Origin of the sequence: Microvirga sp. HBU67558 (assembly GCF_018069605.1) — a bacterium.
Lineage (GTDB): Bacteria > Pseudomonadota > Alphaproteobacteria > Rhizobiales > Beijerinckiaceae > Microvirga > Microvirga terrae.
Map to the genome: position 1 here is coordinate 1 of NZ_JAGPUP010000514.1, position 14729 is coordinate 14729.

The following is a 14729-nucleotide window of genomic DNA, read 5'->3' on the forward strand; positions in this document are numbered from 1 at the left end:
CCCGATTGTCCGGCCAAATGTCGATAACGGTTATCTAGGGTCTCCTTGCGGCGAATACAAGGCGGGATTTCCGAAAACCCGCCACCCGCTCCGGCAGAGCCCGGACCAGGATGGTCCCAATAGGATCTGTCGGTGCGTTCCTGTCAGTACTTCAGCCGCAGGGCCTGAACGCTCCCGCCACCATCGGCGCAGGCGATCCGGGCGCGCGGGCACGCGGAGACATAGGCCGGCGTGGGGCAGTAGGTCTGCATGAAGCTCTCGTCGATGGCGCAGGTCACGTGCACCCGGTAGTAACCCTGCGGGCCGCTCGGCGCATCGTGCAGCACGGAATAGCCGAGCCCTTGGTCGGCGAGCCGTGCGATCGCGCGGCCAGACTGAAGCCGGCTGGTCTCGAACCGTGTGGTCGTCCTCACATCCGCCGCCTGGGCCGCCGACCCGATCAGACCGGTTGCCAAGGCGATCCCCATCAAAAGCCGCGTCATGCTGCGCCTCACTCCCGTTGTAAGAGCCGGCCGTGCCGAACCAGCCATGCCGTTACGGCACTACCTTCCTTGAGATAACTGCAAAGCTGCCCTTCCGGATCCATCGCACGCCTCTGCACGAAGGATTAACCACACCCCTGCCCCGTGCCCGCGGTCTGCGGGACTTTAAGCAACCGGTAGGATCTTGTGCCGGATAAACGCTGCCAGTTGTAAGCGTGAACTGTCCAGGATCCCATGCACCACATCCATCTCGCTGAGGGTATGCGGCTTCGTTTTCCGGCGCGCAGCGCCGATTTCGACCAGGGTGTCGAGATCGGAATCGTCGCGGCATTGATGAGCCAGGATCTGACGGAATTCACCCGCAGGATCTCCAACGACAACCTGGGTCAGGTGCGTGCCCTGGTTGAGCAGTTCGGCTACCGGCTCGTCGAGGGCCCGGCGGATGCGGAATTTGTGGAGCTCAACTTCTACAGCCGCACCGCCCGCCCACGTCTGCGCGTCGTGCATTCGGGAACCTGAGCGCGTCAGGCTGAAAATTTCTTCTGCATGGCGCGGACACGCTCCCTGTAAGCCGTGTAGAAGCCGCTCACGGCAATCAGACCGGCCCCGGCGACGGTCCAGGAATCCGGCAGCGATCCGAAGACCAGATAGCCGAGCGTGCCGGCCCAGATCAGCTGGACATAGGAAAACGGCGCGATCAGCGACGCGTTGCCCTGGCGATAGGCCAGAACCACGAATCCGTGGCCGATCGCGAACAGGACGCCCATGCACAGGCCGAGCGCGATCTCGGTTCCATTCGGTGTCACCCAATGGAAGGGCATGAGCGCGCTCAGAACGAGGCTGCCGACCGAGGCCGAATAGGCGAGCGTCGTCAGGGCCTGGTCGCCGGTGATCTTGCGGGTCACCACGGCGCCGACGGCCCAGCTCGATGCACTGATGATCGGCAGGAAGGCCGCGGGCTGGAAGGTGCCCGCGCCGGGACGCACCACGATCATGACCCCGATCAGGCCGATTGCCGCTGCGCTCCAGCGCCGCCAGCCGACGGACTCGCCGAGGAACAGCACGGAGAGCGCCATGATCAGGATCGGCGAGACGAAGAAGATCGCGGTCGCATCAGCCACGGGCAGATGGGGCAGGCTCTGGATGAACATGATGGACGAGCCCACCATGCCCAAACCTCTGAGCACCTGAAGGCTCGGCCGCTGCGAGCGCAGCAGGGCGGGGCCGCCATTCATCAGCACGACAGGGATGATGACGAGCGCGAAGGTGACATAGCGCATCCAGGCCACTTCCGGCGGCGGCAGGGTGGAAGCGAGCTGCTTCGTGATGACGTCAGCCACGGAAAACACGATCGTAGAGGCGATCAGGAACAGGATCCCCCGCAACGGAGAGGCCGACGCGCCGGAGGGCACAGGCGGAGCCGGGTTCTTCCGGGCGACGGGGGCGGAGGTCATGAAGGACTCAAAAAATGAGGCTCGCGCGGCGACGCAACGAGCCTGAAGGTCTCAAGTTTGGAGGATATGGATTTACATAGAATACTGTTTTTACGCGCCGAGAAGTGCAAACTCGGCACATAGTCCATGCTTTCAGCGAATGGACCGATCAGTCGACGGACTTACTCTTGCGCTCTAAGCATGGAAGCCCCGAACCGGCCTTGGTCTTTGGATCGCCTGTCGAGACCTGTCCATGGAGCAGGCATGCGGAATGAATATAGGCAGGAGCAGATGCCGGAGACACCGAGCCGTCTGGTGAGAGGGACCCCCGCCTTTCGCCAGTTGAATCTCGCCCTGTTCGCCGCCGGCTTCTCGACCTTTGCCATCTTGTACTGCGTTCAGCCCCTGCTGCCGGAGTTTTCGCAGGAGTTCCATGTCAGCGCCGCCATCAGCAGCCTGTCCCTGTCGCTCTCGACCGGCCTCCTCGCCGTGGCCATGCTGGCGGCCGGATCCCTGTCTGACGTCTGGGGGCGCAAGCCCGTCATGGTGGCGTCCCTTTTCGCCTCGGCAGTTCTGACTCTTCTCTCGGCCGCCGCCCCGAACTGGACCAGCCTGCTCTTCGCCCGCATGCTGATCGGTGTCACCCTGAGCGGCCTTCCGGCCGTCGCCATGGCCTATGTGAGCGAGGAGGTGGATCCGAAATCCATCGGCCTCGCCATGGGGCTCTTCATCGGCGGCAACGCGGTAGGCGGCATGGCGGGACGGATCATCAGCGGCCTGCTGACGGATCTCGGCTCCTGGCGGCTCGCCATCGGCCTGATCGGAGCCGTGGGGCTCGCATCGGCGGTCGCGGCCTGGCGGAGCCTGCCGGCTTCAGCCCACTTCCAACCCCGCCCAGCCCGTCCGGCAGAGCTGCTGGGCTCCTTCAGGGAACACCTGCGCGATCCCGGCCTGCGGGCCCTGTTTGCGGAGGCTTTCCTCCTCATGGGCGGGTTCGTGACGATCTACAACTATCTCGGCTATCGCCTGACGGAGGCGCCCTATTCCCTGAGCCAGACCGCCATCGGGGCGATCTTCTCCGCCTATCTGATCGGAACCTTAAGCTCCGCCTGGATCGGCGAGCTGGCGGGACGGTTGGGGCGACGGCGCGTCCTATGGGCCATGATCGCGATCATGCTCGCCGGCGTGGCGCTGACGCTCTTCCATCATCTGGCGCTCATCCTGGCCGGGGTCGTGGCCGTCACCTTCGGGTTCTTCGGCGCGCATTCCATCGCGAGCAGCTGGGTGGGAAACCGGGCTCTGAGCGGGAAGGCTCAGGCCTCCGCCCTGTATCTGTTCTGCTACTACCTAGGCTCCAGCGCCGTCGGCACCCTGGGCGGCGTGTTCTGGATCCATGGCGGCTGGTCCGGCGTCGCGGCCCTGGTGACCCTTCTGCTCGCAGTGGCCCTTGGTCTTGCCCTCTGGCTCATGACTCTTCCGCCGCGCAAAGCTGGGCCGGACCCATCCCAGTAAGCAAGCATGCGCGACCAAGCAATCGCGCGAGAGAGTGTTTGAGTTCAATTTGACGCTCGATTTGATCGCTACACTATCATCATAGATCAATTGCATAGTGGACTCTGATACTGAGGCTATACATCCGATATGGCGGATGATTATAGCGTCTTAATGTTGCCCTATTAGCCTTCATTTTGCACCCCATCGATAACAATCAAGGGAATGCATTGTGGATCAACGTAAGGTGACGCTCGCACTCGCCAGTCTTTTCATCTCCGGATCGACGATCGTCTTGACTCCTGCCGCTCATGCGGAGCCTGACACATCGTCCAGCAAGGTCATCCAGAGCGGCCGCGCCTCCTGGTACGGACCGGGCTTCCACGGCCGGCGCACCGCAAGCGGCGAAACCTTCAACACCAACGATCTGACCGCCGCCCACCGCACCCTGCCCTTCGGCACGAAGGTCCGGGTCGTGAACCGGAAGACTGGCAAATCCGTGGTGGTTCGTATCAATGATCGTGGTCCCTATGCCCATGGCCGCGTCATCGACCTGTCAAAAGCCTCCGCGCAGGCGATTGGGATCTCCGGGGTCGGATCCGTCGACGTCGCCCAGCTCTGACGGCGGTTCCGAAGCCAGCCGTTTTTTCATCACCGAATCATCGTCAAACTGAGCCTTTACGAGCGCCCGGGCAGGAACCTTCCTGTCCGGGCGCCTCATGGAACCGAGAAGCCTTCGGGTCGCTTTTCCCCGGTCACCTTTTTTGAACACGAGGCCTATTGGAAACGCATGAAGATCGGTCGGCCGCTGACATCGATCACTGCCCTCCTGGCGTTGCTGACGGCCGCGGCCCCCATGGCTGCGGCGCAGACAGGACGGACCTGGGTCGATCCCCCGGCTGAGGGCACGGCCTCCCCGCCGCCCTCCCCTCCGCCCTCCCCGCCCGCGAGCCCGGCACCGGCCGCCCCCGTACCGGCCGCCCCGGCGCCGGCCCCGCAGGCCGCGACACCGCCCCCCGCACCTCTTCCCGCCCCTGCGGCTCCGCCGACCCGATCGGCACAGCCTCAGGATCCGGTCGCCCGGCCCGACGCGCCGGCTGTCCGGCAGGCCGAGCCGCCGCCTGCGGCAGCCCCGTCGGCTCCCGCCGTGACGGCGCGGCCGCAGAAGGACCCGGATGCCGACAAGCGCGGCGACCGCGAGTCCGTGGCGAGAAACTTCGCGATCGATTATCTCCAGTCCTGGTCGGCCTCGAACGACGTCGCGCTGGAAGCCACGGCGGCCTTCTATGCGCCCCGGATCCTCTTCCATGGCCGCGAAGTGACCATGCAGAGGCTCTTCAACGAGAAGCGGCGCTTCGTGCGGCGCTGGCCCGAGCGCGACTATCGTCCGCGCCCGGACGGGATCGGAACCGTGTGCAACCCGGCCGGCGAGGTCTGCACGGTGCATGCGGTGTTCGATTTCACCGCCTCGTCGCCCAAGCGGCGGCGCATCTCGCAGGGCACCGGCGCCCTTCAGCTCATCGTTCAGTTCATCGGCGACAAGCCGGTCATCGTGGCCGAGCACAGCACGCTGCTCGGCCAGGACCGCCGCCGAAATCGTGCCCCGGAGGGCGCCTCGCATGAATGACGACACCATGACCCACGATCCGAAGGCGGATCCGCGCCGCAACTGGGCCCGCATGCGCGACAGGATGCGCGAGACCATCCACGCGGAGCTCGACCGGTTTCACCCCACCGACGACGCCCGCCGCGCGCTCGAGCTGATCATCGAATCCTCCGTGCGCCCGTCCGAGGTGGACGGGGTGCTCAAGCTCACCATCATCGACCACGAGGGCCGGCCGCGCACGATCGAGAAGGACGGGCGGAATGCGGAGTTCACGCTGCACGACCTGATGGACGAACTGCGCCTGAAATATCCGGTGCTGTTCCGGCCGGCGAAGCGCGACGAGGCCTCGATCGCAGACGGGAGCGAACCGCCCCGGCCGCGCGAGAAGCCGAAGCGCGATTGGATGAGCCTCGACCCCGGCTCGCCTCCGCGGCCGGCGGCCGAACCGGCCCCGCCACCGGAGGAGGCAGTCGTGCCGCCAGTGCGGCAGGAGGCCGCCGCTGACGAACGAGGCCCGAGGCTGCCGGCCGCGGAATGGCCGCGCAGCTCGCCCGAGGCGTCCAAGGCCGCGGTCGCGCGCGACCGCAGCGCCGGGAACCCGGTGGAACACCATCCGGTCCCGGTGGCCGAGGAGCACGAGCGCACGGTCTTCGGCGACATGCGCACCCGCTCCTGGAAGCGCCCGGCCCTCGCGCTCAGCGCGGCGGCCGTCCTCGCGCTCGTGGGCGTCGGCGCCGTCCTGTTCCGGGGCGACGAGGCGCCTGCCCCTCAGTCCAGCACGGGCGCGCCGGCCGCGGCCACCGCCGCAGCGGCCAGTCCCATCCGGGAACCGGAGCCTTCGAGCACGGGCTCGACCGGCTCCGCGGGGGCGCTGCGCGGGGTGCCGGACGTGATCGACACGGCGACCCTGTCCCTGAACGGTGAGGTGGTGCGCCTGTTCGGAGTGGAATGGGCGCCAGGCGCCGGCAAGCCCGAAGACCTGACCCAGTATCTCAACGGCCGCGAAGTGGCCTGCGATCAGGTGGCCGGAAACGACGTCTACCGGTGCCAGGTCGGCGGACAGGATCTGTCCCGCGTGGTGCTGTTCAACGGCGGCGGGCGGCCCACCGACGATGCGACTCCGGACCTCAAGGCCGCGGCCGAGAAGGCCCGCGAAGCGAAGATCGGCGTCTGGGGCAAGCAGCAGCCATAAGAGCGGCAACCAAAACGAAAGCGGCCCCCGCGCAGGCAGGGGCCGCTTGGCTGAGGCTCATGGATTTCAGGCGCCCGCCGGGGCCGGCGCCGGAATCTCGATCTCGATCTCGAGGGTCGAGATGTCGGAATCGCGGTTCATCTTCACCTGAACGTTGTCCTGCTCGACCATGACGTGGCGGCGGACAACGGCCAGGATCTCTTCCCGCAGCTGCGCCACGAGATCGGGCTTGCCGCCGACGACGCCGCGCTCATGCGCGAGCAGGATCTGCAATCGCTCCCGCGCGACGGGCGCCGAGGTGCGCCGGTTGAAGAAGCTCAAAAGGCTCATGCAGCCCTCCGTCCGAACAACTTGCCGAACAACCCCTTCTTGTCGGTCGGGATGGTCAGCTCGACGGTCTCGCCCTTGAGGCGGCGCACGGCGTCGAAATAGGCCCGGCCCGGCGCGCTGGCCGGATTGTTCAGGGTCACCGGCGAGCCGACATTCGAGGCGCGCAGCACCTCCTCGCTCTCGGGGATGATGCCGATCAGCGGGATCGACAGGATCTCCAGCACGTCCTCGACCTTCAGCATCTCGCCGCGCTCGGCGCGGGCCGGATCGTAGCGGGTGAGCAGCAGGTGCTTCTCGATGCGCCCGCCCTTCTCGGCCAGCTCCGTCTTGGAATCGAGCAGGCCGATGATGCGGTCGGAGTCGCGGACCGAGGAGACCTCCGGGTTCGTCACGACCACCGCGACATCCGCATGGCGCATGGCCATGGTGGCGCCGCGCTCGATGCCCGCCGGGCTGTCGCAGATGATCCAGTCGAACTTTTCGCGCAGTTCGTTCAGCACCCGGGCCACGCCCTCTTCCGTGAGCGCATCCTTGTCGCGGGTCTGCGAGGCGGGCAGCAGGGAGAGGTTCTCCATGCGCTTGTCGCGGATGAGCGCCTGGTTGAGCTTCGCGTCGCCCTGCACCACGTTGATGAGGTCGAACACCACGCGGCGCTCGGCCCCCATGACGAGGTCCAGGTTGCGCAGGCCGACGTCGAAGTCGATGACCACGACCTTCTCGCCGCCATGCGCCAGCGCCGCGCCCAGCGCCGCCGAAGACGTTGTCTTGCCAACGCCACCCTTGCCGGAAGTTACGACCAAAACTTTGGCCATTGTCGCCCTCTTTCTCTCAATCCATTGTTTTCAGGATGATCGAATCGCCATCCAGGTTCACTTGCACAGGCTGACCGAGGAACTTGCCTCCCAGATCGTCAGCGGTCTTGTAGAGCCCATCGATCGCAATCAATTCGGCTTCGAACTTCCGGCAGAAAATACGGGCGCGGCCGTTGCCCGTGCAGCCCGCGATGGCGCGGCCGCGCAGGGATCCGTAGACGTGGATCGATCCGCCCGCGACGATCTCCGACCCGGACGCGACGGAGCCCAGCACCGTCACGTCGCCTTCGGGATGCAGGATCGATTGTCCCGACCGCACGGAGCCTTCGATGAGCAGCGACTTCTCCGGCACGGGCGCGTCGGCGAAGGGCGTGCCGGCGGCGGCGACCGCCGCGCTGGCGGCATCCGGCACGTCGATCTCGCCCGTCGGCTTGCCGCCGGCGATCGGCGGCGGCATGTCGCCATCGACGTTCTCGGGTGCCGCGCCTTCGAGGCCGATGATGCGGATGTTGCGCATCTTGAACGCGGCCAGGAGGAACTTCAGCTCGGACTTCGAGGGCTTCAGCGACGAAACGTCGGCGATGATGGGTCGCCCGGTGAAGAAGCCGGGCGAACGTTCCGATACGGCATCGAGATCTTCGAGCCAGTCTCTCAGCGGCACTTCGGGCGCGAGGACCAGGGCCATGAAGGACCTGCCACGGAAGCGAAGAGAAGGACGGTTGCGAACGGCAATGGTCACGGGAGTACAGATTCCTTTAATTCCCCATGATTTCGACCGTTTATGGTTAACGGACCGTTAAAGGAGCCGGCGGGCGCTCACAATTTTGCGGCCGGGCGCGGTCGCGGGATCTGCGGGAATTCCAAGGCGGAATCCGGGTAAACCCTGAGGCTCGGATGAGAACTTCCGCCCCTTCAAGGAATATAAAGATAAAACATATCTCTTTTTGATTATCTCATAGCACTTATTGAGTATTACTCCGTCCTCAAAGCTCAATTGACCGAGCCATTAAGGAGCATACGATGAGATTTCTTTCGTTTTGTTTCATCGTTGCTTAACGCATATTTTCATCGATAGGGACGAGCACAGAACGATCGGATCGACAAGCAGCCGCAAGGCTCATCCAGGGGAGGATGAAGAATGTCGGGTCGCGTGAATACCTGGTCTCCCGTTGGCAGATTTTTCCGCCATTTTTCTCTCCAGGCCGCCGTGGTGGCAGCCGCACTCGCGTCCGGCACCCTCGCGGCGCCCGCCCAGCCGACCCCTGCCCCGCCGGCGCCGGCATTCAACCCGGCCCGCGCCAATGCGGGCACCCTCGGGGTGATCTCGGGCGGGGCGGACGGCACCTATATCCGCATCGCGGCCGACCTCGCCAACGTGCTCGACGGCGAGGACCTGCGCGTGCTGCCGATGATCGGGCGCGGCTCGCTGCAGAACCTGCGCGACATCATGTTCCTGCGCGGGGTCGACATCGGGATCGTGCAGATGGATGCGCGCGAGCAGCTGAAGGCGGAGAACCTCCAGAACGATGCGGTGCGGCGCCTGCGCTTCATCACCCGCCTCTACAACGAGGAGGTCCACATCATCGCCGACCGGGAGATCACCGACATCCGTCAGCTCGACGGCAAGAAGGTGAACATCGACAAGGCCGGCAGCGGCACCAACCTGACCTCCCGGCTGATCTTCGACAAGCTCGGGATCAAGCCCGAGATGACCACCTTCGACCAGGCCTCGTCCTATGCGAAGCTCAAGTCGGGAGACATCCAGGCGGCCGTTTACGTGGCCGGACGCCCGGTCCGGGCGATCGCCGAGTTCCAGACCGAGGGCCGCTTCCACCTTCTCTCGATTCCGTTCGAGGGAGAGATCGCGGAAAGCTACTTCCCGGCGCGTTTCGCGAACGCCGATTATCCGCAACTCGTCGACAAGGACAAACCCGCCGAGACCCTCGCGGTCGGCAGCCTTCTGGCCGTGTTCAACTGGCCCGAGAACTCCGACCGCTACAACCGCGTCAAGCGCTTCGTCGACGCGTTCTTCTCCCGGTTCGACGAGTTCCTGCAGCCGGGCCGGCATCCGAAGTGGAAGGAGGTCAACCTGGCGGCCGACGTGCCCGGCTGGGAGCGCGTGAGGCCCGCCCAGGCCTGGCTCGACCGGGCCGCCACAGCGAGCAAGCCCTCGCCCCAGGGCCAGAGCTTCGAGAGCTTCCTGAAGGGCAGAGGCATCGACGTCTCGGCCGAGCAGCGCGAGGTCCTGTTCCGGGAATTCCTCGCCTGGCAGAGCGATCGGCAACGATCCGCCCGGCGCGTCACCCGGCAGGACTGAGCCTCGGACCTGACAGTGGAAGGCACTTTCAGGATCGACCCGATGCTCGATTCCTCAGCGGCGCATCGTTTGGTGCGGAAACCGGGACCGCGTTCCGCCCGGTGCGCTGAGACACCAAGGCAGGACCGAAGCCGGAGGCCGGGCACACGGCCTCCGGCGGCCACCCAAGGAGGTCCGACATGATTGGGCACAAGACATTTGATTTGAAATCGTTCACCGCCGAGTTGCTGGCCACCACGTTGATCGGCGCGGCTCTTCTCGGACCCGCATCCGCACAGGGGCTTCCGAACAACCCCGGTCCGGCCGCGGAGGGAGCGGACAACCTCATGACCCTCCTCCCGCTGCTCCTGACCTCGCCGGACCGGCGGCAGCTCGCGGCGGAGCTCGAAACCTCCATCCGCACCGGCGACCGGAAGAAGGCCGAGGACAGGCTCAACGCGGCCATCGAGGTCGGCACCCTGGCGATCGTCCTCGTCGACCACCTGAACAATCCGGACCTCGTCGCCACCCTGCAGGGTCTCGGCATCCGGGGCGAAGCGAAGCCGGCCCCGGAACCGGCCGCAGCCGCCGCGCCGACGGCCGCGCCATCCTGTCCGGCTCCTCTTGGGCCGGTTCCGGTCAACCTCGTCGACATGCAGCAGGCTCTGGACCAGGAACGCTCCTTCAGCACCACGGTGTCGCAATCCCTGACGGGGCTCATGCAGGAGCACGGCGCTCTCGAGGCGCGCCTGAAGCAGGAGCAGGGAACCCAGGCGCTCGCCGCCTCCGAGATGCAGCAGGCCCTGCAGCGGGAGCGCGAGCAGAGCCAGGCCGCCCTGCAGGAGGCGGACGGGCTTCGCGAGCAGGTCCGCTCCCTGCAGGCGGCCCGGGAGCAGGACCGGGCGTCCGTGGCCACGACCGCGTCCGAGCGGGACGCGCTTCTGCGTCAGGAACGGGACCGGAGGGACAGGGTCGAGCGCGAGCTCGCCGGCGCCCACAAGAAGCTGCGCGACCTTCAGGCCGCCAGCGACGAGAGGACCGCCGCGGAGGCGCGCCGGACCGCCGAGCTGGAGAAGGCCCTGGCCTGGGCCCGGACGCGCAGCGACATGCTGACCCAGGAACTGCTGGACACGTCGGAGGAGCTGGACGCGCTCCAGGAGCCCCGTCGCCCGAGCGCCACCCCGGTGGTGTTGCGCCTCGCGGCCACGGGAACCGAGCCGCCCCTGGTCACGCCCCCGCAGGAGACGCCCGTTCAGGCTCCCCCGGCTCCGCCGGCCGTGGAGGCGAGGCCGTCATGGGTGGAGACCGGGCGGGCCCTGCTGGACGTCACCTCGGCCTTGCCGCCGAAGCAGCCGCCCGGCGTGGTGGTCGCGGCTCTGCCGGACGGGATCGAGCCCCTGCCGCTCGGCGCCGCGGCCGCCCCTCCGGCAAAGGCGGAGGTTCCCGCCGCAGGATCGGGCAGAACCGCGCCTGAGCCCGCCAAGCCGGACGAGCGCCTGATCCTGCGGGCGGAGGAACTCTTCCATAAGGGCGATGTGAGCGGCGCCCGCCTGCTTCTCGAGCGCGCCCTGGACGGCGCCAATCCCCGGGCCGCCTTCGTGCTGGCCGAGACCTTCGATCCGAACGTGCTGACCCGGCTGGGCGTGCTGGGGATCCGGGGCGATGCCGCCAAGGCCCGGGAGCTCTATGCCCGCGCCCGCGCCATGGGGGTCGCCCAGGCCGGAGAACGGCTGGAGGCGCTGAAATAGGGCTTGAGAGCATCGTCCGGCGCTCTCGTCGATGCCGGCTTATCGGAGCGCGCCCCACCTCTCCCCGTCATCACCGGCCTTGTGCCGGTGATCCCGCGTCGGCAAGGCGCGGCGCCTTTCAGGATCGGGATAGCCGGGACGGGCCGGCCATGACAGGCGGACGATTGCATCCCGAAAGCGGACCCGCCGGGTCCGCCCGATGGGCTAGAACGGCACCCACTCCCCGCCCTCGGTGAGGGAATCGACGGCCCGCTCGAGGGCGGTGCCGGCGTCGAGCAGCTGCTGGGCCGTCTGCTGGATCTGCAGGGGCGGGCCCGGCAGGCCGGCCACGTGCTCGGTCAGGTCCCTCACCCGATCGATCAGGTCGATCAGGTCGGCGGCGAGCGCGGCCCTCTCTTCGGCCTCCGCGGCAGCGGGCCGTCCTTGCTTCAGGCGCGGAGCGAGAGGGATCACGTTCGACATGCTCTGAAAATCTTCTTTTGTTCTGCCGAGGGCAATGGACCGTCCGGGCATGATCCACAGCAAACCGCAGCTTTCGGGCCGGCCGCGCGTCACGTCGCGACGGCTGTCCTACCGACGGGAGCTTGCCGGAGGCTTAAGCTTCACGGTTGACTCCAACATATTGGACGAGTATTCTATTTTGATGGATCAAACCTCCGCCTTGAACGCTCATCTCGCCGGGCGCCTGCGCAACCTGCGCGCGGCGAACGGCCTGACCATGGACGCCCTGGCCGAGCGCACCGGGGTGAGCCGGTCCATGATCTCCCTGATCGAGCGCGGCGAGAGCAGCCCGACGGCGGTCGTGCTCGACAGGCTGGCCGCAGGCCTCGGCGTCACCCTGGCGTCCCTCTTCGCCGAGCAGGACAGCGCCGACGCGTCGCCTCTCGCGCGCCGGGCCGACCAGCGCGTCTGGCGCGATCCGGACAGCGGCTACACCCGCCGCAACCTGTCGGCGCCCGGCTTCGTCTCGCCGATCGAGCTCGTCGAGGTGGTTCTCCCGCCCGGCGCGCGCGTCGCCTACGACACGGGCCATCGCGCCGCCCCGGTGCACCAGCAGATCTGGATCATCGAGGGCGAGATCGACCTGACCCTGGGCGATGAAACCCACCATCTGGCCACCGGCGACTGCCTGTCCATGCGCCTCGACCGGCCGACCATCTTCCGCAACCATGCCGACCGGCCCGCCCGCTACGTGGTGGCGCTCGCCACCGACGGGCGCGCCGGATCCGCCCCCCCGCGCCGAGGAGCCCCATGACCGCGCCGATCACCATCCAGTCGCTCTCCCCGCAGGACGCCCGGGAGCAGATCGGCGCCCTGTCGGCCGTCCTGATCGATTGCGTCGAGGGCGGCGCCTCGGTGAGCTTCATGTCGCCCCTGACTCAGGAGAGGGCCGACGCCTTCTGGCAGGGCGTCGCCGACGGGGTCGCGGCCGGGGAGCGCATCCTGCTCGTCGCCCGGGACGGGGCATCCGTCCAGGACGGGGCGTCCGCCCGGATCGTCGGCACCGTGCAGGTCGTGCTCAGGCAGCCGGAGAACCAGCCGCACCGGGCCGACATCGCCAAGATGCTCGTCCACAGCGCGGCGCGAAAGCGCGGTGTCGGCGCGGCCCTCATGCGGGCCGCCGAGGACGCGGCCCGGGCGGCCGGCAAGACCGTGCTCGTGCTCGACACGGTGACGGGCGGGGACGCGGAGCGCCTCTACGAGCGCGCCGGCTGGACCCGGTCCGGGGTCATCCCGAACTATGCCCTGTGGCCGAAGGGCGGGTTCTGCGACACCACCGTGTTCTACAAGCAGATCGGCGCGGGCTGATCGCCCCGCGGACGGGCGGTGTAGACCTTGGCCCAATGGGCTTGCGCGCGCCGGCCGTGCTATGGCCGGGCCTCCTCAACCCTCCTGCTTGGCACCTCCGTCAGATCACCATCATGGACCTATCGACTGCGGCGCTCCTCGCCGCCTCGGGCCTTGCGGCCGGCCTCGTCAACGCCATCGCGGGCGGCGGCACCTTCTTCACCTTCTCGGCCCTCGTAGCCGCGGGCCTGCCGCCCGTGGTCGCCAACGCGACCAGCGCGGTTGCGGTCACGCCGGCCAATCTCTCGAGCGCCTGGGCCTACCGGCGCGAACTCGCCCGCAATGCGAGGCGCTTCGCGGCTCTGGGAATCGTCAGCCTCGTGGGCGGCGTGATCGGCGCCTACATCCTCACGGTCACCAACAACGACGCCTTCCGGCAGCTCGTGCCGTGGCTGCTGCTGTTCGCCACCCTGCTCTTCGCCGCGAGCCCGAAGATCGTGGCGCTCGCCCGGGCGATCGGCAAGCAGGAAGGGCATCACCCGTCCACGAAGGCCTGGGCGGCGGGCCTGGCGTTCCAGACGGGCGTCGCGACCTATGGCGGCTTCTTCGGCGCCGGCATGGGCATCGTCATGCTGGCAGCCCTCGCCATCACCGAAGGCGACGATTTCCACCTGATCAATTCCGCCAAGCACCTGTGCTCGACGCTGATCCAGCTCGTCGCCGTGGTGCTGTTCATCGCCAACGGCCTCGTGAGCTGGCCCGAAACCCTCATCGTCGGGGCAGCCTCGGTGATCGGCGGCTATCTCGGCGTGGTCTTCGGGCGCCGCCTGCCGGCCAGCGTCATCCGCTGGCTCGTCATCGCGGTCGGGGCGGTCCTGACACTGTATTTCTTTATCTGGTGAATTCGCTAACCATACTCGAAATTGCACGCGGCCGGGCGGCCTTTCGGAAGCGGCTGCCCGATTGACGCCACAACCATGCTCCTTCCTGCGACGTCTCGATTCTCAAGTCTCGCGAAAAGGAAATGCTCGTGGCCGAATCCCAACACCTCTCAGGACTCGACGGAACGCAATCGGTCAGCGCCCTCGGCCTGCGATGGGCCGCCCTGCGCGGCATGCTGAACTCGCCCCTGATCATGGCCGACGAGCAGCGCGGGCTGCGCGACGAGCTCGTGCGCGAGCTCGCCGCCATCGAGCAGGATTTCAGCGGCCTGCCGTCGCGCACCACCATGGAGATTTCCGCCAAGCTCGACATCGCGCGATCGGCGCTTCGGGAACGCGTCCAGAACGGCGAGACCTGGCTGGCCGACCTGATCGAGAGCATCCAGGCCGACCTCCACGCGGTCAATCAGAAGCCCGCCATGGCCACGGCCGCGACGGCGGCCACGACCAACCGCTCCCCGGCCAATCTCAGCCGGCCGCAGCAGCGCTCCGACGAGACCGGCTCGTCGCAAGGCTCGTCCAGCACCACGCCTCCGACGGGTTCGGAAACCGCCACCTCCTCGGCGGCCTGACCGCGTCAGGCGCCGCCGCCGAAGCCTCTCGGACGCGG

At 67.3% G+C, this 14729-nt stretch carries 17 protein-coding genes; 11 read left to right on the forward strand and 6 right to left on the reverse strand.

Features of this window, described 5'->3' with window-relative positions; translation table 11 throughout:
- Window positions 1-143 precede the first annotated feature (143 nt).
- Entirely contained in the window at window positions 144-482 is a 339-nt protein-coding gene (locus KBI52_RS14125) for a hypothetical protein (protein WP_173946367.1), read from the reverse strand.
- Window positions 483-716: 234 nt separating this feature from the next.
- Between KBI52_RS14125 and KBI52_RS14130 the strand changes: the two genes are divergently transcribed.
- Entirely contained in the window at window positions 717-1001 is a 285-nt protein-coding gene (locus KBI52_RS14130) for a hypothetical protein (protein ID WP_173946368.1), read from the forward strand.
- A gap of 5 nt (window positions 1002-1006) precedes the next feature.
- On the opposite strand, the gene KBI52_RS14135 is transcribed toward KBI52_RS14130, so the two are convergent.
- Entirely contained in the window at window positions 1007-1936 is a 930-nt protein-coding gene (locus KBI52_RS14135; protein ID WP_210808249.1) for a DMT family transporter, read from the reverse strand.
- Between the two features lie 243 nt (window positions 1937-2179).
- Between KBI52_RS14135 and KBI52_RS14140 the strand changes: the two genes are divergently transcribed.
- From KBI52_RS14140 to KBI52_RS14155, 4 genes are all read left to right on the forward strand, one after another.
- The gene (locus KBI52_RS14140; protein ID WP_247654389.1) at window positions 2180-3427 is read left to right on the forward strand and encodes an MFS transporter; all 1248 of its coding nucleotides are present in this window, start codon (window positions 2180-2182) and stop codon (window positions 3425-3427) included.
- A gap of 268 nt (window positions 3428-3695) precedes the next feature.
- Complete coding sequence (locus KBI52_RS14145) at window positions 3696-4028, forward strand: septal ring lytic transglycosylase RlpA family protein (RefSeq protein WP_259060787.1); 333 nt, start codon at window positions 3696-3698, stop codon at window positions 4026-4028.
- Between the two features lie 168 nt (window positions 4029-4196).
- Window positions 4197-5033: a hypothetical protein gene (locus KBI52_RS33670; protein WP_262266222.1), complete on the forward strand. Its 837-nt coding sequence runs from the start codon at window positions 4197-4199 to the stop codon at window positions 5031-5033.
- Complete coding sequence (locus KBI52_RS14155; protein ID WP_210808251.1) at window positions 5026-6204, forward strand: hypothetical protein; 1179 nt, start codon at window positions 5026-5028, stop codon at window positions 6202-6204. Before KBI52_RS33670 ends, KBI52_RS14155 begins: the two co-directional genes overlap by 8 nt.
- A 66-nt stretch (window positions 6205-6270) precedes the next feature.
- On the opposite strand, the gene minE is transcribed toward KBI52_RS14155, so the two are convergent.
- The 3 genes from minE to minC are packed head-to-tail and all read right to left on the reverse strand — an operon-like array spanning window position 6271 to window position 8031.
- A complete protein-coding gene (gene minE / locus KBI52_RS14160) occupies window positions 6271-6534 on the reverse strand; it encodes a cell division topological specificity factor MinE (protein ID WP_173946373.1) in 264 nt (87 codons plus the stop codon).
- The gene (gene minD, locus KBI52_RS14165) at window positions 6531-7346 is read right to left on the reverse strand and encodes a septum site-determining protein MinD (protein ID WP_173946374.1); all 816 of its coding nucleotides are present in this window, start codon (window positions 7344-7346) and stop codon (window positions 6531-6533) included. The genes minE and minD overlap by 4 nt, the downstream gene beginning before the upstream one ends.
- A 16-nt stretch (window positions 7347-7362) precedes the next feature.
- Window positions 7363-8031 (reverse strand): septum site-determining protein MinC, encoded by a 669-nt coding sequence (minC, locus tag KBI52_RS14170; RefSeq protein ID WP_210271995.1) that lies wholly within the window; start codon window positions 8029-8031, stop codon window positions 7363-7365.
- 453 nt (window positions 8032-8484) lie between these two features.
- On the opposite strand from minC, the gene KBI52_RS14175 reads away from it, so the two are divergent.
- Window positions 8485-9663 carry a TAXI family TRAP transporter solute-binding subunit gene (locus KBI52_RS14175; protein ID WP_173946376.1) on the forward strand — a complete coding sequence of 393 codons (1179 nt, stop codon included), beginning with the start codon at window positions 8485-8487 and terminating at the stop codon, window positions 9661-9663.
- 179 nt (window positions 9664-9842) lie between these two features.
- Window positions 9843-11390: a hypothetical protein gene (locus tag KBI52_RS14180; protein WP_210808253.1), complete on the forward strand. Its 1548-nt coding sequence runs from the start codon at window positions 9843-9845 to the stop codon at window positions 11388-11390.
- A 204-nt stretch (window positions 11391-11594) separates the two neighbouring features.
- On the opposite strand, the gene KBI52_RS14185 is transcribed toward KBI52_RS14180, so the two are convergent.
- Window positions 11595-11852, reverse strand: coding sequence for a hypothetical protein (locus KBI52_RS14185; RefSeq protein ID WP_173946378.1), 258 nt, complete (start codon window positions 11850-11852; stop codon window positions 11595-11597).
- Between the two features lie 181 nt (window positions 11853-12033).
- Between KBI52_RS14185 and KBI52_RS14190 the strand changes: the two genes are divergently transcribed.
- The 4 genes from KBI52_RS14190 (at window position 12034) to KBI52_RS14205 (ending at window position 14691) form a co-directional block, all read left to right on the forward strand.
- Window positions 12034-12645: a helix-turn-helix domain-containing protein gene (locus KBI52_RS14190; protein ID WP_210808255.1), complete on the forward strand. Its 612-nt coding sequence runs from the start codon at window positions 12034-12036 to the stop codon at window positions 12643-12645.
- Complete coding sequence (locus KBI52_RS14195; protein ID WP_173946380.1) at window positions 12642-13199, forward strand: GNAT family N-acetyltransferase; 558 nt, start codon at window positions 12642-12644, stop codon at window positions 13197-13199. The genes KBI52_RS14190 and KBI52_RS14195 overlap by 4 nt, the downstream gene beginning before the upstream one ends.
- A gap of 113 nt (window positions 13200-13312) precedes the next feature.
- Window positions 13313-14080 (forward strand): sulfite exporter TauE/SafE family protein, encoded by a 768-nt coding sequence (locus KBI52_RS14200; RefSeq protein ID WP_173946381.1) that lies wholly within the window; start codon window positions 13313-13315, stop codon window positions 14078-14080.
- A 128-nt stretch (window positions 14081-14208) separates the two neighbouring features.
- Entirely contained in the window at window positions 14209-14691 is a 483-nt protein-coding gene (locus KBI52_RS14205; RefSeq protein ID WP_173946382.1) for a hypothetical protein, read from the forward strand.
- Window positions 14692-14729 lie beyond the last annotated feature (38 nt).